We start from the raw sequence: 18,738 nt of genomic DNA on the forward strand, positions 1-18,738 counted from the left end.
ATTTCCTTATTTTTTATTTTTATGAATGGAAAACTCTCGTTCTGCACGACCTTCATCAGGATCTGATTTGACCGGCTGACGTTTTATGTTCGCAATATACTCTGCGGGTAGCTTGGCTTCTTCTGCCCCTGCAACTACGTGCTGTAAGTACCAATCGTAAGGTCGCAGCGAATTATCCAACGTATTTGCCACATAACAATACGCATCAAACTCTTGATTGTTATGTATGGCCGTTATTCGTGCTTGAGAGTAACGCGCTCCCTCGATTCCATCAAGGACCGCTTTTTCATCCTCGTTAATCTCATATAACACCCCGTACAGAATATCCTGAGCATTACCAGTATAAAATGCATCACACTTCCCCGAATCATCAACCCCCATTTTATGATAAGCCAATTGATAACCTGTAACAGTCGCAACCCCTATATGAGTTGCATTAGGCAAACGAGCAAATAAACGCTTGGTTGACATATTGGAACCATATGCCAAGTTATAATAGGTTTTCATGACCACACAACCCTTACAGCTAACACTAATAGAATTACGCCGATTGCACGATCAAACCAATGACCACTGCGCAAAAAAAACCGACGTACGGCTGACTTACTTAATACCAAAGATAAACCTGAAAACCACACCCATGTTGCAAAAGCCATATACACACCATAAGTAGCCTGAACAGTGACAGGTGTCGTCGATTCAATCCCCAAAGTAAATAACGACAAGAAAAAAAGCGTTGCTTTTGGGTTTAACGCATTGGTTAAAAAGCCCTTTATAAAAGAGCGCTTCACTGAGTCAATTTGTAATACGGGGGCTCCTTCTTCATCCAACTGAGTCTTTGCCGTTGCTTGTAATGCTTGAACAGCCATAAAGGCCAAATAGGCCGCTGCGAGGTATTTCAGCCAATTAAAAAGCGTTTCGGATTGCGCAATAACAAACGCGACACCTAATAGGCAATAAGTTACATGGACTAAAATACCTAGCCCAACGCCAGCACTGGCAAATAAAGCGTTGCGCCTCCCATAACTGATACTTTGCTTTAAAATAATCGCAAAATCAGGCCCTGGACTGGCGACAGCAAAAAAATGCGCTAACGCAATTAAAATAAATTCATCAAGATACGCCATGCGCACTCACTTTATCTAATAAAGCTAAAAATACTGGCTCTGGACTTTGCGCTAACCGACCTTCAATTTGTTTCATCGCTCTTTTATACTGGCCGCGCAGATGAGGCTTTAATTGTGCTGCCACTTTACGCTCATCAACCCCTTTGAGCGTCGACACTAACGCTAAACACATCAAGTTCTCTGTTTCTGGTAAACTCGCTTGCCTATTCGCATACGGGTTATAACAAGAGCCACACCCACCTTTAAATTGATATGCGGTATTACTGAGCATCACGCCAAAACCTAAGAAATGAGCTAATAAGTCAGTCGCTTGAGGTAAAAATGCTTCGCCTCCGGGCGGCAATACACCTTTTTGCTTAATTAAAATCATAGCCATCGCCTGCGCAAAACTAGCGACCAAATCTTGAGGTTGATTTATCTGCTGAGGGTTAAACGAAATTAGAATAGGCTGATTGACTGGCACGACTAATTGGGCAAAATCCCCTCTACTTGCGCCAACAAAGTGCATTTTCGGGAACGCATTAGGTACCATTTGATTCGGCGCAACCAAACGCAGCGGCCAATGCTGCATTCCCGAATACTTTACTACTTGAGCAAACACTTGCTGTGCCATGGCATCGATTGAACTGACTTGACCAGGAAAATATTGATTAGTCGGCAAGACCACTTGCGTTTGTTCAATAAAAAAATGACCATCAAAATGCTCAAAGGCCCAAACAAATGTATCCATTATCCATTGAGCTTCATTCTCACTGAGTAACGGTTTTGATTTAAAGGTATCGGTTAAAAAAGACAGCATGATTTCCAACTATTAAAAACTTTAAGGATGGCAGTACTACGTATCAACAATTAAAAAGTATACGATTGTATCATGACTATTGTTGATTAACCTGATGCGCCTGCGCCCATTGCCATGCCTGTGTGTTGTACAAAGGCACAGTCGATAACGCATGATGATGACTGCCACTGGACTCTTTGGTTGAATACGATAAATACATCAACGTCCGACTTGGCGAATCATAGATACGGCGCACCTTTAGACTTTTAAATAAAATACTTTTAGACTCTTTAAAGACAATTTCTCCGTCTTTTGAAAAATCGATTTTAGCCATTTGCTCAGCAGTGATCGGCCCTGTTTGGCGACAGGCAATCGACATATCTGAAGGATCAGCAAAATCTAAGTCCGCTTCTATATGACTAATGTGGCAGGTGATACCTGGCAGTTTAGGGTCTGTTTTAGCTTTAATCACTACATCTTTAGTGGTAAACAACCCCAAACTGACTTTTCCAGCATCGTCAGCGCACCCAGCGACTGATAACAGCACCCCACCTAATGCCAGTAATTTCACTTTCATATGTTAGTACCCTTTATAGAAAAATAATCCAGATAGAGCATCATAAAGAGGAAACACTGTAAAAATCAATAAAGATTAGTTAAATAGCGCCAAAGCAAGTAAAAAAGTATGGAGCACACCATTAAAAGCTAGATTTTGCCGAGAAGGTGCCTTGAAGAATAAACAGTGAACAAATCAACTTCTTTATAGTAATAATGTAAACGGTCACAAAATTTAGGCATAAAAAAACCTAGCCTTAGCTAGGTTTTTTCTTCAAAGATAAAAATCAATTACTTGATTTTAGCTTCTTTGAAAACAACGTGCTTACGGATTTTTGGATCAAACTTTTTGATTTCCATTTTTTCCGGCATGTTGCGCTTGTTTTTGTCGGTAGTGTAGAAATAACCAGTACCAGCAGTAGAAACTAAACGGATTTTATCACGCATGACTCAATCTCCTTAAATTTTTTCGCCACGAGCACGGATTTCGGTAAGAACCGCATCAATGCCTTTTTTATCAATAATACGCATACCTTTAGTGGTAAGACGTAATTTTACAAAACGGTTTTCGCTTTCAACCCAAAAACGGTGAGTTTGTAGGTTAGGTAGGAAACGACGTTTAGTTGCATTTCGTGCGTGTGAACGGTTGTTACCAACCACTGGACGCTTACCTGTAACTTGACATACTTTAGACATGTCTATATATCTCCAAAACTTTGCTCGAGCTAGATTTCCCTTAGGCCTTAAACGTATTATGCCCTGAGATAAATCGAAGGGCGCTCTTTATATAGCAAATACAGGCAAAGATCAAGGAAAGATATCTATCGACGCTCATATGTGTAAATTTGATAGCGGCCAATTATAGTGATCCAATGACCGAAGTGAAAGCAAAAACTGCAGTTAATTTAAACTAATTTAAAAAAAAGATGAAAAATCACAACTTGAAGCTCATTCACAGTAGAGTTTAGCGATTAAAAAAGCAACTATTCGATTTTCAGACCATCAAAAACCACTTAATCCGGCTTTAAATGTTCAAAAAACAAACACCGAAAATCATCTAACCTACTATTTATATTTCCCTAAAAACTAAAAAAGTGGCCTAAGCCACTTCTCTTTGTAATCCGAAACTAATTTTAACTTGATGTGCCTCTTGCAGCACTTGCTGAGCATGACACACACATTTACCGCACTGACTTCCGACACCCAAACAATTGCGTAATTCGCGCATTGATTGCACCCCGTCATGGACTGCTTGGTTAATTTTTTTGTCTGTGACCGCATGGCAAATACAAACGTACATAAAATTCTCAGCAAGATTAATTTCCAGCTTTAAATTTTAGTTTAAATGACAATGATTTTCAATAACATTAAGATCCAATAAAACAAACAGTTAAAACTTTGTCTATTTTTACCTCTTCTAATCGAGCTTTAAAAGTCAAATTAACCCTCGTTCAGCAAAAGAAATCACCGATACATCAGCCACAATAAGGTGGTCTAATACCGGCACATCAATTAATGCTAATGCTGAGACTAATTTTCGCGTAATCGCTTTATCTGCTTCACTGGGCTCTGCCAATCCTGAAGGATGATTGTGGGCAAAAATAACAGCGGCCGCATTCTGCTGTAACACCGCTTTAACTACCTCTCTTGGATAAACGCTGGCACTATTAATCGTGCCATAAAATAAAATCTCTTGATGAATCAATCTATTTTGATTATCAAGAAACAGCACCATAAATACTTCTTGTTGACGAGACTTAAGCTCCAAAGACAAATAGTGGCGCACATGTTCAGGCGAATTAAATACAGTATTACGCTGACATGATTCCTGTAAAAACCGCTTAGCTAATTCCAAAACAGCCTGAAGCTGCACATATTTAGCCTCTCCTAACCCCTTAACTTGGCAAAAATCCACTAACGAGGCATTAAAAAGTCGTTGCAAACTTTGATGCGTGCATAATGTTGCTTCTGCTAATTCGATTGCATTCATTCCTGCAATGCCCGTGCGAAAAAAAATTGCCAGTAATTCAGCATCACTTAATGCTTGAGGGCCTTGTTGCAATAATTTTTCGCGAGGACGTTGTTCGGACGGTAATTGAGTAATTTGCATAATCAGTCCTTGAAAAAGATCACGATTCCTACCTGTTTTAAAACGCATTGCCAATAAAACGATTTAATACATTCAGTTTAGTGATAAATTTGCTTGCTGTCGCAAGCAAACGTAAGATTATGCTAAGTGATGTCTCGCACTGACTTTTCAGTTGCCAATAAATAAAAGTAACCCTATGAGCCATAAAAAAATTCTTCTTGCCATCACCGGTGGTATTGCTGCTTATAAATGTGCGGAGTTAGTGCGTCGTTTAAAAGACCACCAGCATAATGTGAAAGTTGTTATGACCCAATCAGCCCATGCGTTTATTACACCTCTGACCTTACAAGCTGTGTCAGGCAACCCTGTTTCAGATTCATTGCTCGACCCCAGTGTAGAAGCAGCAATGGGGCATATTGAATTAGCAAAATGGGCCGATCTTATTTTAGTCGCGCCAGCGACCGCCAATACCATCGCCAAAATGGCTGCAGGTCTTGCTGACGACTTGCTCAGTACTTTGTTACTTGCCACACCCAATCCTGTTGCAATTGCACCCGCGATGAATCAGCAAATGTGGGCACACAGTGCAACACAAGCAAATTTAATGACGCTTAAGCAGCGCGGCATTTCTATTTGGGGGCCCGCAAGTGGTGAGCAAGCTTGTGGTGATATCGGCTCCGGACGAATGTTAGAACCCAATGAGTTAGTTGAACTGTGTAATCAAGCCCTCTGTCCCGAGCAAAAACACCCACCTATTCTTGCTGGAAAAACAGTCACGATTACTGCAGGTCCAACCCGAGAGGCACTTGATCCGGTGCGCTTTATTAGCAATCACAGTTCAGGAAAAATGGGCTACGCTCTGGCTAATGCTGCACTACAACTCGGAGCCAAAGTTAATTTAATCTCTGGGCCAGTCAATATTCAGGCGCCACAGCATGCAAAGTTATTTCACGTAGAAAGTGCGCTAGAAATGCATCAATTTGCACTCAAATTAGCCACAGAGTCAGATATTTTTATAGGCTGTGCCGCTGTCGCTGATTATCGTTCTGCGGATTTACAAACACAAAAAATCAAAAAGCAAGGCGATGAAATGACTCTGACTTTAGTAAAAAACCCAGACATTATTGCTGATGTAGCAGGACTTACTCATTCACGCCCTTTTACTGTCGGTTTTGCTGCTGAAACCCAAAATGTAGCTGAATATGCACGCGGTAAACTTACCAATAAAAAGCTCGACATGATTTGTGCAAACGATGTGTCAAATCAAGCCATCGGTTTCAATTCCGATCATAATGCCTTAACAGTGTACTGGTTTAATGGTCAGCAAAACCTTGGTCTACATAGTAAAGAAGCGCTTTCATTATCAATTATGAACCTAATTTCCAGCCGACTAAAAGGTTAGGCAATTACAGCACACAAGGCTGGAAACCAGCGCGATAAACAATTACTATGCTGGAACAAAAATGCGTTTGAACAGCAAAATAATTATAAGAAGTAAGGGATAGAGCATGCCTGCAACAAAGCGTAGCAATCGGAAAGAGCAAATCCTTCAAGCATTAGCACAAATGCTTGAAACAAGCCCAGGCCAGCGGATCACGACGGCAAAACTCGCCGCTGAAGTGGGCGTCTCTGAAGCCGCTCTTTATCGCCATTTTCCAAGTAAAGCTCGGATGTTTGAAGGGTTAATTGAATTCATTGAAGATACACTGCTTTCACGTATCAACATTATTTTAGACAATGAAAAAGATACACAAGGCCGCATTTATAACATCGTATTATTGCTCCTTAATTTTGCAGAAAAAAACCCTGGCATCACCCGTATTTTAACGGGTGATGCGTTACAAGGTGAGCAAGAACGTTTGCGTGAACGAATTCAAAGCTTATTCGAAAAACTTGAAACTCAGCTAAAACAAGTTCTTCGAGAGCGAAAATTACGTGAAGGTAAAACCTTTAGTATCGATGAAGCGCATTTAGCCAATTTAATGCTCGCGTTTGTCGAAGGAAAAATGAATCAGTTTGTCCGCTCTGATTTTAAAGCTAAACCAAGTAGCCAATTTGACAGCCAGTGGTCACAACTTTCCCTCGCCTGGCACTAGTTAATTAAGTGCGCATCTTACCTTCTAAGGTGCGCTTCCCACTCTTTATCGTAAAAAATTGCTGCCTATCGCTTTAACGAATATGCTGAGCTGACTCCTTGATATGGTTCATCATAACGTTTTTAAACAGGTAACAGTATGAAAAGAATGGTTTCCCTTATGACTGCGGCGGTCATAACCAGCATCAGCGCACCCGCATTCGCACAAAAAACCCTGAGCTTTACAGATGTATTTGATTTCAAAAAAGGCAAACACCTCACTTTGAGTGAAAACGGAGAGTTTGCCGCTTTGAGCGCAACCCCTTATCGAGGCGATGCGGCCGGTCATCTTTACCAACTCAGTACCAACACACTTATTGCTGACATTCCAAATGGTACAAAACCGCAATTTAGCAAAAATGGCCTATGGGTTGGGTTTACTGTACAGCCTGATTTATTAACAAAAGAAACGTCGAGCGCAAAAGAAAAAAAGACTCTCAAAAATCAGTTAGTCCTCATCAACACTCAGACTCAACAACAGCTGCGCTTTGAAAATGTGACAGACTTCACCCTTAGCGATAACGGCCAATGGTTGGCTTTTCGTCAAGACTCTCCTGAAGACGAAAAACAAGCTGACCAAGATGAAATCAAAGACACTCTAGCCTTTGACATCGATGCAGAGCAAACATCTACTGCCCAAATAAAGCCCGATAAAAAAGATAAATCGTTTGTACTTAAACTCGTTAATTTAAGTAACCAAACAACCCACACTATCGATTCAGTGTTTAGTTATGCACTCTCTCCAAAAGACAATGGTATTTTAGTAAGTCAAGTTAATAAAAATGGTGAGAGTAATCAAATTGCCTACTTGGAATTAGGCGAACACCTAACGCAACATGCCCTGATGACAGAACCTGGTATCGTCGCAACACAAATTAAGTGGCACCCAACAGCTAACCACGTCGCTTTTTATGCAGGAAACTATGTCAATGATGATCAGCGCCGCCGACAACATTTGTTATACCTCTGGCAGCAACAGAGCAACCAGCTCACGACCATCAAACAGACGGAAAACTGGTTTAGTGGAAAAACAGCTTCATTAGAATGGTCTGAACACGGCGATCGCCTCTATTTTGAAAACCGCCCTAACTTAGCACAAAAAAAACCTGAAAAAGAATATAAAACAGCCGAGGACTTACGTGATTTTGACACTATTCGCGCGCAAAAAGGGCTCAAAGTTTGGCATCATCAAGATGAGCAGATAAAAACGCGCGAAAAAATTCAGTGGGATAAAGAAAACAAAAACCGGCACTACCAAGCTGTCTATCACCTAAATGGCCAAAAAGTTGTCCAACTGAGTTCTCCATCACTTGAAGATCTGAGCTTGCATACAGAAAAAGAGTTCTTACTAGCATCAAGTAGCACACCGTATCTCAATAAAGTGATGTTTGATGGGTTTTATGCCGATTACTACGCTATTGATACCAAAAACGGTCAACAACGCGCTATTGTAAAACAAAGTAGGACGCGTCCCACTCTAGCGCCTAATGGACAGTTTGCTGCATATTTTCAAAATGGTGATATACAACTTAAACAGTTAACAAAACAATCTGTTACTAACTTAACGCAAAATATCGACACTACGTTTGCAGATGATCAACATGACTACCCAACCCCTGTACCGGGCTACGGTTTTGCAGGTTGGTCGGCAGATAGCAGTCAAGTACTTGCCTATGGGAAATATGATATTTGGGCCTTTGATGTCAATACGCAGCAAGGTCAGCGCCTCACGCAAGGTTATAAAACTAATACTCGTTACCGTGTGGTGAACTTAGATAAAAGCCAAGTCGGCTTTAACCCAGATCAAACCTTGGTACTCAGTGCACATAACCTCAACACCAAAGAAACAGCGATTGCGACTCTGAATTTACAAGACCAAACATTCAAAACAGTCCTAAGCGGAAAAAAACGTTTTGATGTGGTAAAAAAAGCAAAAACCGCTGACACCTTATTGTTTACTCAGCAGACTTATCATCAGTTCCCTGATTTATGGCAAACAAACTTGGCGTTTAATAAACCCAAACAACTGACTAACCTCAATCCGCAACAAGCGCAATTTGCATGGGGAGAAAAACCAGAATTAGTGCAATACAAAGGCTTTGATGGTGAAGATTTACAAGGTGTGCTGATTAAACCTGCGGGCTATAAAAAAGGCGACAAAGTACCGGTAGTAATTTACTTCTACCGTTACATGAGTCAGCGTATGTATGATTTCCCTGCAATGGAGCTCAATCACCGCCCAAATTTCCCGATGTTTACATCAAATGGATATGCCGTTTTCTTACCTGATATCCGCTTTGAATTGGGTCATCCAGGAAAATCGTCTACCCAAACGATGATCAATGCCGCACAAAAATTAATTGATATCGGTGTGGCTCATCCCGATAAAATTGGCTTACAAGGTCACTCTTGGGCGGGCTACCAAAGTGCATTTATGATTACTCAAACAGATATGTTTAAAGCCGTTGTTTCCGGTGCCCCCGTTTCTAACATGACCAGTGCCTATAGCGGTATTCGTTTAAAATCGGGTTTAGCCAGACAATTTCAGTATGAAACCGGACAAAGTCGCATAGGCAAAAGCTTATTTGAAGGGCTTGATTTATACATTGAGAACTCACCGGTCTTTTTTGCAGATAAGGTCAATACCCCCATTTTAATGATGTTTGGTGATAAAGATGATGCGGTTCCATGGCATGAAGGCGTGCAATATTATTTAGCACTGCGCCGTGCAGAAAAAGACGTAATATTTTTACAGTACGAAGGCGAGCCACATCACTTAAAACAATTTCCTAACCAAGTGGACTTCTCTATTCGCATGATGGAGTATTTTGATCACCACCTAAAAGGAAAACCTGCACCACAGTGGATGGTAAGAGGTGAAGCCTACACTCCTGAATAATAAACACCTCAAATAAAAAATGCCGCATCAAGCGGCATTTTTTATTTCTATTTAACCTCAGATCTGCATAAGAATTAAAGCCGAGTCACTTTTATACTCGGCTTTTTAGTCTGAAAAGTATAGGCAATTAATCCAGCCATTAAATTAACCATAAATGAGATGCAGCTGCGGTGCCTTGTGTGGTCTATTTGAGCCATATTTTTCAGCTGGTCGAAAACTGTTTCAATGATGAAACGCTTTGATAACATCGCTCTATCCCAAGATGATATTGGCTGACGTTTCATATTACTTCGTTGACCTGTAATAAAATCAATGCCTTGCTCAGCAAGTTCCGCTTTTAAGTTTGCAGATACATAACCTTTATCAGCGTATAAACTACCTGTAACATTATCAACCATATCTAATACCGGCTGTCTATCATCAACATTCCCAGCTGTCACTTTTACAGCTAATAAACCCCCTTCATCATTCATGATGAGGTGAAGTTTAAAGCCATAAAACCAGCCCATTGTTCCTTTGCCTCGTTTGGCTTCTCCCGCGAAAACTTGGTGACGAGGAATACGCATGTTGTGACACACCTTGAGAGAAGTGGAATCGATAAATGCAATGCCTGTTGGTTTATCAAAGCGCTGCTTCAGATAGCTACACAGAGCAGGTAACGTGGCCTGAAGTAACTTCAACATACGTGTATAACTGACTAAATCAGGAAAATAATGTCGCCAATACTGACAAACAAATTTGGTGTAGTAAGTTTTAAAATCGCGATAACCTGATTGATGAAAAGCAATTAATATAGTCATCACTTCGCTAGAGGATAGTCGAGATGGCTTAATGCGTTGCTTTTCACCTGATTCTATTAGGTGTTTAAGCCATTGAGGTTCAAACAATAAACAAAAATCATCGACATCTACGTAAATTGCATCTAAGTTATTCATGCCCTTGCCTCGGTAATCTTATGTTTCTTGGTCGAAAGATCTGATCACCGCAAGGGCATTTAGTTCCATTTCTTATGTGCAGCTCAGGTTATTTAAGCAACCTCTTACTTAGCTCGTTGACGATTATCACCGACTCGAGGTTTGGTATTGGCTTTTTTAAACTGACTAAAGCCCGTATGGCGGGTAAGCGCTGGCCGACCTTTTGAATTGGCTTTTGCTTTACCTGATTTACCGTTTTGCATTTTCTCTTGACGGCTTTCTTCTGGCACAAGGCAGTGCGGACCATTTCCTATCAGCTTAGCTTTACCCATTGCACGTAATGCTTCTCGGATCATCAGCCAGCCAGCAGGATCATGGTAACGAAGGATCGCTTTATGTAAACGTCGTTGTCTCGCTCCTTTTGGCACCGCGACCACATCTTTGTTATTTTTGATGTTTCGTAGTGAATTCATTTCTGTATGGTAAATAGTGGTTGCATTTGCCATCGGTGATGGGTAAAAGTTTTGCACCTGATCAAGCTTGAAGTCATTTGATTTTAGCCAAAGCGCCATATTGACCATGTCTTCATCTGTGGTTCCTGGATGAGCCGAAATAAAATAGGGGATCAAATACTGTTTTTTACCCGCCTCTTTGGAGTACTTATCAAAGAGCTCTTTAAATTTATCGTAAGCCCCCATACCCGGCTTCATCATTTTCGATAACGGTCCATCTTCAGTATGTTCTGGTGCAATTTTTAAATACCCACCGACATGATGACTCACCAATTCTTTAACGTAACGCGGATCTTCTACTGCTAAATCGTAGCGCACGCCCGAGGCTATTAATATTTTCTTTACACCTTCGACGTCTCGCGCTTTACGATACAAATCAATGGTTGGCGTGTGGTCAGTATCCATATGTTTACAAATATCAGGGTAAACACACGATAAACGCCGACAGGTACTTTCTGCTTTTTTGCTCTTACAACGCAACTTATACATATTGGCTGTCGGACCGCCTAAATCAGAAATGACCCCCGTAAAGCCCGGCACTTTATCGCGAATTTGCTCGATCTCATTAATGATCGATTCTTCTGAACGACTTTGAATAATGCGACCTTCATGCTCAGTGATCGAGCAAAAGCTGCACCCACCAAAACAGCCTCGCATAATATTGACTGAGGTTTTAATCATTTCATACGCAGGGATTTTTGCATCACCATAGCTTGGGTGTGGAATTCGCTGATAGGCCAAACCAAACACTTCATCCATTTCAGCTGTTTCAAGTGGGAAAGCCGGAGGGTTGACCCAAATAGAACGATCGCCATGACGTTGGAATAACGCACGAGCACAACCTGGGTTGGTTTCTTGATGCAAAATACGTGATGCATGTGCGTACAAAGGCTTGTTAACGCTGACTTGCTCAAAAGCAGGCAGTTTAACATAGGTTTTTTCCCAAGGTTTAGGCCGGGCTGGCTGAACAATAATAGGCTTAGCTGCTTCTTGCTTTAAATCGATGCCCGCTTGCTTAAATTCAGATTTACTACACCCCACATCATCCGCACCGTAAGGATTCGGAATAGGGTCAATTTTACCAACCTTATCTATTGCCGTTGAATCAGACCCTCGCCAACCTGGCAAAGGTTCTTTGCGAATAACCGCAGTACCACGGACATCTTGAATATCAGCAATAACCTCGCCTTTTGCGATGCGGTGCGCGACTTCAACTAATGGGCGTTCTGCATTTCCGTAAATAAGAATATCGGCTTTAGCATCAAAAATGATGCTGCGGCGCACTTTTTCAGACCAGTAATCATAATGAGCAATGCGGCGTAAGCTCGCTTCAATACCTCCAATCACAACCGGCACATCTTTATAGGCTTCTTTACAGCGCTGAGTGTAAACCAGCACAGCTCTGTCTGGGCGTTTTCCACCAATATTACCTGGTGTATAAGCATCATCATGACGCATACGTTTTTCTGCGGTGTAACGGTTAATCATCGAATCCATGTTACCCGCGCTGACGCCGTAAAATAAATTAGGCTTCCCCAAACTCATAAATGCATCTTTAGAATTCCAATCTGGCTGCGCAATAATACCAACTCGAAAGCCTTGCGCTTCAAGTACTCGACCAATCACTGCCATACCAAAACTAGGATGATCGACGTAGGCATCACCGGTCACTAGCACAACGTCACAACTATCCCACCCTAGTGCATCCATTTCAGCTCGAGAGGTTGGTAAAAAGTCAGCTGTGCCATAGCATTCAGCCCAATATTTAGGATAGGAAAAGAGTCCGCGTTCAGCAGAAAGTGCAGCCATAAAAGCCCCTGAAACAAAGAAAAAAGCGCTCTAACAATATTAAATACACTCACACTTAATCTGCATTAAGTGATGAGTTAAACATCCATTTAAATATTTAAGAGAGAGTCAGAAACAAGCCGAAAATAAGAGGCGGGATTATACCTGAGTTTAACACCAATTAAAATTGATTAAATATTAAACACTCGTTTTATAAAGTCGTTACTTACAGTTTTTGATAAATTGGTGCAATTGAGTTGCGGGTAGCGGTTTTGAATACATAAAGCCTTGTGCTTCTTCACAGCCAGCTTGGATAAGGTAGTCAGCTTGTTGCTGCGTTTCAATTCCTTCGGCAATAGTATTGAGGTTCATTTTCTTACCGAGTGCAATAATCAGTTCTGCGATTGCACCTGCATCTGGATTTGGAATATCTTTGATAAATGCGCGATCTATCTTAATGCGATCAAGAGGGAGTTTTTGTAAATAGCTCAGTGAAGAAAAACCAGTGCCAAAATCATCAATCGCGATTTCAATCCCTAATTCTTTGAGCTCTGTCAGTACTGCAATAACAGCGCCTGGGTCATCCATCACGATGCTTTCCGTTACTTCTAACTCCAAAAAACCTGGTTCAATTTGATGATCATCAAGAATGTTTTTTACTTGTTTGACAAAGTCTATGTTTCTAAATTGCGGTACCGACACATTAACAGCCATACGAATTTTCGTGCCTAATGCCTCTAGATGTTTTTGTTGTTTGCATGCCTGCTCAAGCACCCACTGACCTATATCAACGATTAAACCTGAGTATTCTGCTAAAGGAACAAACACTGCAGGTGAAATAAACTGACCATCATCGGTAGGCCAGCGCAATAAGGCTTCACAGCCTATAATTTTAGACGTCGACAGTTCGATCTGGGGTTGATACCAAACTTGCAATTTTCCTTCTGAAAAGTCTTGCCTTAATTGACGAATGATCCCTAACCGCCAAGTCATTTGCTCTTCCATCTCAGGCAAGTAAAACTCGTAATTAAACTGTGCCTGTTTCTTGGCTAAGTTTAAGGCGATATAGACACTTTTTAATGTTTGCAAGCCAGAAACATTAAAATGCTCTTCATCACAGATACCTAAGCTAAAGCTGACCGGCAAGAGGTGTTCTCCGGCTCGAAATGGTAAGCTTAACAATTGATTAATGTATTGAGGGGTAATAACTTGATGCTCAATCACAATTGCAAAAACATCCGCACCGATACGTGCAATAATATCCGCCTGAGGCAACTCCATTTTTAAACGAGTAGCAACCGCTTCAAGCAGCATGTTACCAACATCTTGCCCTAGCCCATTATTGATGTCCGAAAACTTTTCAATATCAATTAAATATAAACGGTGGCCGCAGCTTTTACGTTCAGCAAAGCGTCCTATTTTCTCAACAAAATCTGTGCGGTTAGATAAACCAGTTAAACCATCTGTGTAAGCTGCATCCCTTAAGCGGTTAAATAATTTAACATTATCAAAACCGACGCTTACATTAGTTAAAAATATTTCTGCTAATTGCAATTGAGCTTGGCTTGGCGGCACCGACACTTCGATGTAAATAGCTGCATTTCGACCACTACAGGGGGTTAAAAACGTGATATCAAATTCAGTTTGTTGATGCGCAGCATGTAATAAACAATTTTGAACTTGATGAATAATTCGGCCGTTATCTAGCTGTTCAATACCTTGCGAAAAATAGTTTTCGTATTCACTCGAACCACCTAATACAGTGACTTCATTTCCGTTACTCAGCTTGCCACATAACACTCCCGAAGCAGGAGTATTAAAAATGACGGATATTTGTTCAATCACTGCGCTTGAAAACGCTTCTATATCGTTTATTCCTAGAATAGCCTTAGAAGCAACGATTACTTGCTGTAAACCATCACTTTGCTTGGCCATTTCACAAAGTTGCTGATACGAACGAATTGCCGTAATAAGTGATGTAACAAGCTTACTGCGTGTTAATTCTGTTTTTGTTTTATAGTCGTTAATATCATATTCACGAATCACACTTTCTTCAGGCGCATACCCTGGTTGGCCTGTACGTAAAATAATGCGTACATTGTGATTATTGAGTTCTTGCCTAATTTTTTTTACAGCGATTAAACCTGCATCATCCGACTCCATAACCACATCGAGCAGAATAACGGCAATATGAGAGTTTTGTTCTAAAAAGCTAACAGCCTCAACACCGGAATAGGCATGATGAAAACGTAGAGGTTTATCCCAAAAAAGAACGCCTGATAACGCAAGTTGTGTGACAGAGTGAATTTCAGGATCATCATCAACAATCAATACATCCCAATACTCAGAATGTAGTATTTCTTGCTCAGGTTCATCTTCGCTTAGAAATAAAAATCCTTCGTGTTCAGTCTGAGTCATAGCGCTCCTAGGCACAAAATTTTACTATAGCAGTAACTAGAATAAAGCCAGTAATAGATCGTAGTAAGTATATTAATATGATAGATAAAGGTTATCTGCAATCATTATAGTTGAATCTCAATAAAAAAAAGCGGATAACTTAAAACTAAGTTGGATTAATTATCTCTAATCAACTTTTTATACACAAAACCTGTAAAAGGATGTAATTTCTGCTCATAAATAAAACAATAAGGCTGCCACTAAACAATGCTTAAAAAGACCCTCCGTTTTGGAACAATCTTGATCATTGTCGTATTAGTTGTTGGTTTTTTTTTACCCACCCAGTACGCCATCAAGCAAGATATTACTATCAACGCTAACCCATCATCAGTTCATTACTGGACAGATGATTTAAAGCAATGGCCAAACTGGCAGGCATGGCATATTCTTACGCCACAGTTAGCGTTTATATATGGTGAAAAAACAAAAGGGGTTGGAGCCTTCCTAGCTTGGCAAGGTAAACAAGTCGAAGGTGAGCTAACAATCTCACGTATTAATAGCCAGCAGATTGACTATAATATGCTGTTTAATAATGAACATTTAGCTTTTAGCCAGTTAAATTTCTCAATTGTAGGCCCTACAAAAATGAATGTTTCTTGGTCTATCAGGGGAGAAATTAACACCCCGATTTTGGCTGGCTACTTAACTTTATATTACCAAATTGCGCTGGCACAGGCACTTGAATTAGGGTTACGAAATTTAAAAGCTCAAGCAGAAATAACCCAAAGTGAACTCACTCGCACAAGCAACATAAAACCTTAAAACCGGATGAATTATGAAAATATCTGCGGCCAACGACACGCTCGCCCATATTATTAAACGTAAACTTGGAAATCCGATAGTTAAAAATAAATCAGCGGCTTCGCAATCACAAGCAACATCACCTAACTCAGTCGGTCAACGCCAAGGCGTCATCCCTCAGTACAGTATAAACACCCAAGAAACATTACAACAAAGAGCCGCAAAAAGACGTCAATTGACTTTACTTAGGCAACAGCAAAACATCGAAACAATCATGGCTCTCGCTATTGAATATTGCCCACATGTAAGTAGTGATAGTGAGCCAGACCCTGATTGGATAGAACGCTTTATCGGACTTGCTGAAGATACATCAAACCAAGCGATGCAAATTTTGTGGGCTAAAATTCTAGCCGGAGAAACAGTTAAACCTGGGACATTTTCTTATAAAAGTTTACTAACACTGAAACAAATGACACAAAAAGAAGCTGATGCCTTACAAAAAGCAACCAGTCTAGCAGGCCGTTCTCCGATAGATAACAGCAGCTTAATCTTACTTGGCTATTACAACCGCCCAAGTTTACTCAACCTATTTAAGTTAAAAAGCAACGCGCACTTAAACCTCAGCAAATGTGGTTTAAGCTTCCCTAATGTGCTGACTTTAATGGATATTGATGTTTTATATCAACAAGAAATCGAAAGTACAGAGCTCAATATTGGCCAAAATTACCAACTGATTTTTAAAAATTCAGAGTTAACGCTAAAAGCAAAACGCAATGGGTTAATTTTAAACTACTATAAACTCACTCAAACTGGAGAAGAATTAACCACACTCTCTCAAGTTCATCTCAACCCACAATATAAACTCCAGTTGGAACAAGTTCTAAATAGTGACTTTGAAGTCTGTTGGGAGAAATAAAGTCACAATAACTGGCAATAAAAAAGCTGCCGTAGCAGATTTTTAGATATGATTTGTGCTCAAATTATTTAAAAATGCACTTGAAGACCCGCAAAAGGACCCTTTACTTCAAAATCAGTATAGATATCATCAAGATCGTCAAGTTCAAGCACTAATGAGCGGTAGCCGACTTTAACCGCCACATCAACCGCCATACTGTCAATAAACTCCCAGGCAACCCCAAATTGATAATCCTGCACTTTACTATCGCCAACAGAGAGTAAACTACCTTCTGCGAACACAAATAAACCTGTAAATGGTAAGCCTACTTCCGCTGCAGCATATGCCATAGGCACATAACCTGAAAAATCAACTGTTTCACTGACGATACCCAATGATTGCTCTTGACCTGAGACCACAAGAGAGCCATCAAATTGTTTAGCATTCAAACCTAAATCAATCGCGACTAAATCATTATCGAATATCTCGTAATACAAAATAAGGTCATTGTGCGTCAAGTCAGCGACTGTATTTGCCTTTGTGCCTACTTGGAAAACAGTGTCACCAAATTCAAACCCTGACGTTAAAATAGTACTTCCCATTACCTCAAGTTCATTATGTTTGATTTTGATATTCGGTATCAGTGGGATTGGATGCTCTAATGCGACATAAAAATTAGTGAGCGTTTCATCTTCAAAAGTGAAATTCTGTAAATCACTATTTTGTGAAAAACCCCCCGTAGTTTCAGCTTGCCACACTTCAGCGCCCGCATAAATACCAAAAATCATGTCGGCGTGAGCGAGAGGCGCAACACTTGCTAATGCTAAGGCTGCGGTTATAAGTCGTTTTTTCATTCTTTTATCCCTGGGCTAAAAGCTCGGTAAGTTCAATTAATGCAGCATTAGCGCGTGAAATATAATTAGCCATAACCAACGAATGATTAGCCACAAGACCAAAACCACTACCATTTAAAATCATAGGGCTCCAAACCGTCTCTTGCGTAGCTTCAAGTTCACGAATAATTTGCTGTAAGCTAATCTTAGCATTTTTCTTTTCTAAAACATCAGCAAAATCATACTCTACCGCTTGCAAAAAATGCAATAAAGCCCATGAAGCACCGCGAGATTCATAAAAAACATCATCGATTTCCCACCATGAAGTTTTTATCTGGTTAGCTTGAGGCGAAAACGTTGCCTGCTTTGCTGCGCTATCTCCAGCTAAGTCAGTATTTAAACGGTCTTGTCCCACACTCGCACTCAAACGCTGACTTAAACTTCCCAAGCGCTTTTCGGCTTCTTTTAACCAACCTCTTAAATTGTCCGCTCGGGCGTAAAATTGAGCATTAGAATTGCTCGTATTAGCTATATCGCTACGATATTGCGCCAGAAAATTAATCCCCTTTCGATATTCGCTCTCTGCACTTGGCCATGCCCAAGCATCTGAATTGATATTAAATTGTGGCTGAGCCTGTTTTAGCATTGGGTGTTCTGTCGATTGTGATTGTGATCGACTAAGATCCTTACGCATTGAAAGCGCCAAGTCTCGACTCATTTCTAACGCACCGTACTCCCAAGCTGGAATATTATCCATCAACACAGAGGGGGGCATAATATCATTTGATAAATAGCCGCCAGGCTTTTCAAGTAATGTATTCATCACTTCAATTAATGCTGTTGTCGTCGTATAACCAACCACCAGCCGCTCATTGTTGATTGCAGCTTGCTCTGTCGCTATGGCTTTAATATCAATGTGTTCAGGTTCAAAACTCCAATAGACTGCAACGGCATAATTTAAAATCAAGAAAGCTAGAATAGCGGCTATGATTTTCCCTTTATGTTGATTCATACAC

The 18,738-nt window shown here is 40.5% G+C and carries 18 protein-coding genes; 5 read left to right on the forward strand and 13 right to left on the reverse strand.

Annotation, left to right across the window (positions count from 1 at the left end):
• Positions 1-6 precede the first annotated feature (6 nt).
• The 8 genes from AC3KVK_RS13335 to radC all read right to left on the reverse strand — a co-directional run bounded on the left by AC3KVK_RS13335 (position 7) and on the right by radC (position 4,570).
• A complete protein-coding gene (locus tag AC3KVK_RS13335; protein WP_490311658.1) occupies positions 7-507 on the reverse strand; it encodes a gamma-glutamylcyclotransferase family protein in 501 nt (166 codons plus the stop codon).
• Positions 504-1,127, reverse strand: coding sequence for a LysE family translocator (locus tag AC3KVK_RS13340; protein WP_490311659.1), 624 nt, complete (start codon positions 1,125-1,127; stop codon positions 504-506). The genes AC3KVK_RS13335 and AC3KVK_RS13340 overlap by 4 nt, the downstream gene beginning before the upstream one ends.
• Positions 1,114-1,926 carry a hypothetical protein gene (locus AC3KVK_RS13345; RefSeq protein WP_490311660.1) on the reverse strand — a complete coding sequence of 271 codons (813 nt, stop codon included), beginning with the start codon at positions 1,924-1,926 and terminating at the stop codon, positions 1,114-1,116. The genes AC3KVK_RS13340 and AC3KVK_RS13345 overlap by 14 nt, the downstream gene beginning before the upstream one ends.
• A gap of 76 nt (positions 1,927-2,002) precedes the next feature.
• On the reverse strand, positions 2,003-2,482 hold the full coding sequence (locus AC3KVK_RS13350; protein ID WP_490311661.1) for a CreA family protein: 480 nt from the start codon (positions 2,480-2,482) through the stop codon (positions 2,003-2,005).
• A gap of 269 nt (positions 2,483-2,751) precedes the next feature.
• The gene (rpmG, locus tag AC3KVK_RS13355) at positions 2,752-2,907 is read right to left on the reverse strand and encodes a 50S ribosomal protein L33 (RefSeq protein WP_086744565.1); all 156 of its coding nucleotides are present in this window, start codon (positions 2,905-2,907) and stop codon (positions 2,752-2,754) included.
• A gap of 12 nt (positions 2,908-2,919) precedes the next feature.
• A complete protein-coding gene (rpmB, locus tag AC3KVK_RS13360) occupies positions 2,920-3,156 on the reverse strand; it encodes a 50S ribosomal protein L28 (protein WP_086744566.1) in 237 nt (78 codons plus the stop codon).
• A 403-nt stretch (positions 3,157-3,559) separates the two neighbouring features.
• Positions 3,560-3,760: a bacterioferritin-associated ferredoxin gene (locus AC3KVK_RS13365; RefSeq protein ID WP_490311662.1), complete on the reverse strand. Its 201-nt coding sequence runs from the start codon at positions 3,758-3,760 to the stop codon at positions 3,560-3,562.
• Between the two features lie 135 nt (positions 3,761-3,895).
• A complete protein-coding gene (gene radC / locus AC3KVK_RS13370) occupies positions 3,896-4,570 on the reverse strand; it encodes a RadC family protein (RefSeq protein ID WP_490311663.1) in 675 nt (224 codons plus the stop codon).
• A gap of 175 nt (positions 4,571-4,745) precedes the next feature.
• On the opposite strand from radC, the gene coaBC reads away from it, so the two are divergent.
• The 3 genes from coaBC to AC3KVK_RS13385 all read left to right on the forward strand — a co-directional run bounded on the left by coaBC (position 4,746) and on the right by AC3KVK_RS13385 (position 9,582).
• Positions 4,746-5,951, forward strand: coding sequence for a bifunctional phosphopantothenoylcysteine decarboxylase/phosphopantothenate--cysteine ligase CoaBC (coaBC, locus tag AC3KVK_RS13375; RefSeq protein WP_490311664.1), 1,206 nt, complete (start codon positions 4,746-4,748; stop codon positions 5,949-5,951).
• Positions 5,952-6,057: 106 nt separating this feature from the next.
• Entirely contained in the window at positions 6,058-6,645 is a 588-nt protein-coding gene (slmA, locus tag AC3KVK_RS13380; RefSeq protein ID WP_490311665.1) for a nucleoid occlusion factor SlmA, read from the forward strand.
• A gap of 138 nt (positions 6,646-6,783) precedes the next feature.
• Entirely contained in the window at positions 6,784-9,582 is a 2,799-nt protein-coding gene (locus tag AC3KVK_RS13385) for an alpha/beta hydrolase family protein (protein ID WP_490311666.1), read from the forward strand.
• A 74-nt stretch (positions 9,583-9,656) separates the two neighbouring features.
• Here AC3KVK_RS13385 and AC3KVK_RS13390 read toward each other — a convergent pair whose 3' ends face one another.
• From AC3KVK_RS13390 to AC3KVK_RS13400, 3 genes are all read right to left on the reverse strand, one after another.
• Complete coding sequence (locus tag AC3KVK_RS13390) at positions 9,657-10,517, reverse strand: IS982 family transposase (protein WP_248532008.1); 861 nt, start codon at positions 10,515-10,517, stop codon at positions 9,657-9,659.
• Positions 10,518-10,621: 104 nt separating this feature from the next.
• Complete coding sequence (locus tag AC3KVK_RS13395) at positions 10,622-12,817, reverse strand: YgiQ family radical SAM protein (protein WP_490312780.1); 2,196 nt, start codon at positions 12,815-12,817, stop codon at positions 10,622-10,624.
• Positions 12,818-13,018: 201 nt separating this feature from the next.
• Positions 13,019-15,214 carry a bifunctional diguanylate cyclase/phosphodiesterase gene (locus AC3KVK_RS13400; RefSeq protein WP_490312779.1) on the reverse strand — a complete coding sequence of 732 codons (2,196 nt, stop codon included), beginning with the start codon at positions 15,212-15,214 and terminating at the stop codon, positions 13,019-13,021.
• Positions 15,215-15,460: 246 nt separating this feature from the next.
• Here AC3KVK_RS13400 and AC3KVK_RS13405 point away from each other — a divergent pair, with 246 nt between their 5' ends.
• Together AC3KVK_RS13405 and AC3KVK_RS13410 are read left to right on the forward strand one after the other, a co-directional pair.
• Positions 15,461-16,015 carry an SRPBCC family protein gene (locus tag AC3KVK_RS13405; protein ID WP_490312778.1) on the forward strand — a complete coding sequence of 185 codons (555 nt, stop codon included), beginning with the start codon at positions 15,461-15,463 and terminating at the stop codon, positions 16,013-16,015.
• A gap of 13 nt (positions 16,016-16,028) precedes the next feature.
• A complete protein-coding gene (locus tag AC3KVK_RS13410) occupies positions 16,029-16,910 on the forward strand; it encodes a TIGR03899 family protein (RefSeq protein WP_490312777.1) in 882 nt (293 codons plus the stop codon).
• Between the two features lie 68 nt (positions 16,911-16,978).
• Here the strand turns inward: AC3KVK_RS13410 and AC3KVK_RS13415 are convergent, their stop codons facing one another.
• Together AC3KVK_RS13415 and AC3KVK_RS13420 are read right to left on the reverse strand one after the other, a co-directional pair.
• Positions 16,979-17,743 (reverse strand): TIGR04219 family outer membrane beta-barrel protein, encoded by a 765-nt coding sequence (locus tag AC3KVK_RS13415; RefSeq protein ID WP_490312776.1) that lies wholly within the window; start codon positions 17,741-17,743, stop codon positions 16,979-16,981.
• 4 nt (positions 17,744-17,747) lie between these two features.
• Positions 17,748-18,734 carry a DUF2333 family protein gene (locus AC3KVK_RS13420; protein WP_490312775.1) on the reverse strand — a complete coding sequence of 329 codons (987 nt, stop codon included), beginning with the start codon at positions 18,732-18,734 and terminating at the stop codon, positions 17,748-17,750.
• Positions 18,735-18,738 lie beyond the last annotated feature (4 nt).

It is taken from the genome of Pseudoalteromonas sp. J2K-J979 (assembly GCF_058169715.2).

Coding starts and splice junctions, on each gene's coding strand:
- AC3KVK_RS13335 (WP_490311658.1), bottom strand. CDS start 507: ATGAAAACCTATTATAACTTGGCATATGGTTCCAATATGTCAACCAAG.
- AC3KVK_RS13340 (WP_490311659.1), bottom strand. CDS start 1,127: ATGGCGTATCTTGATGAATTTATTTTAATTGCGTTAGCGCATTTTTTT.
- AC3KVK_RS13345 (WP_490311660.1), bottom strand. CDS start 1,926: ATGCTGTCTTTTTTAACCGATACCTTTAAATCAAAACCGTTACTCAGT.
- AC3KVK_RS13350 (WP_490311661.1), bottom strand. CDS start 2,482: ATGAAAGTGAAATTACTGGCATTAGGTGGGGTGCTGTTATCAGTCGCT.
- rpmG (WP_086744565.1), bottom strand. CDS start 2,907: ATGCGTGATAAAATCCGTTTAGTTTCTACTGCTGGTACTGGTTATTTC.
- rpmB (WP_086744566.1), bottom strand. CDS start 3,156: ATGTCTAAAGTATGTCAAGTTACAGGTAAGCGTCCAGTGGTTGGTAAC.
- AC3KVK_RS13365 (WP_490311662.1), bottom strand. CDS start 3,760: ATGTACGTTTGTATTTGCCATGCGGTCACAGACAAAAAAATTAACCAA.
- radC (WP_490311663.1), bottom strand. CDS start 4,570: ATGCAAATTACTCAATTACCGTCCGAACAACGTCCTCGCGAAAAATTA.
- coaBC (WP_490311664.1), top strand. CDS start 4,746: ATGAGCCATAAAAAAATTCTTCTTGCCATCACCGGTGGTATTGCTGCT.
- slmA (WP_490311665.1), top strand. CDS start 6,058: ATGCCTGCAACAAAGCGTAGCAATCGGAAAGAGCAAATCCTTCAAGCA.
- AC3KVK_RS13385 (WP_490311666.1), top strand. CDS start 6,784: ATGAAAAGAATGGTTTCCCTTATGACTGCGGCGGTCATAACCAGCATC.
- AC3KVK_RS13390 (WP_248532008.1), bottom strand. CDS start 10,517: ATGAATAACTTAGATGCAATTTACGTAGATGTCGATGATTTTTGTTTA.
- AC3KVK_RS13395 (WP_490312780.1), bottom strand. CDS start 12,817: ATGGCTGCACTTTCTGCTGAACGCGGACTCTTTTCCTATCCTAAATAT.
- AC3KVK_RS13400 (WP_490312779.1), bottom strand. CDS start 15,214: ATGACTCAGACTGAACACGAAGGATTTTTATTTCTAAGCGAAGATGAA.
- AC3KVK_RS13405 (WP_490312778.1), top strand. CDS start 15,461: ATGCTTAAAAAGACCCTCCGTTTTGGAACAATCTTGATCATTGTCGTA.
- AC3KVK_RS13410 (WP_490312777.1), top strand. CDS start 16,029: ATGAAAATATCTGCGGCCAACGACACGCTCGCCCATATTATTAAACGT.
- AC3KVK_RS13415 (WP_490312776.1), bottom strand. CDS start 17,743: ATGAAAAAACGACTTATAACCGCAGCCTTAGCATTAGCAAGTGTTGCG.
- AC3KVK_RS13420 (WP_490312775.1), bottom strand. CDS start 18,734: ATGAATCAACATAAAGGGAAAATCATAGCCGCTATTCTAGCTTTCTTG.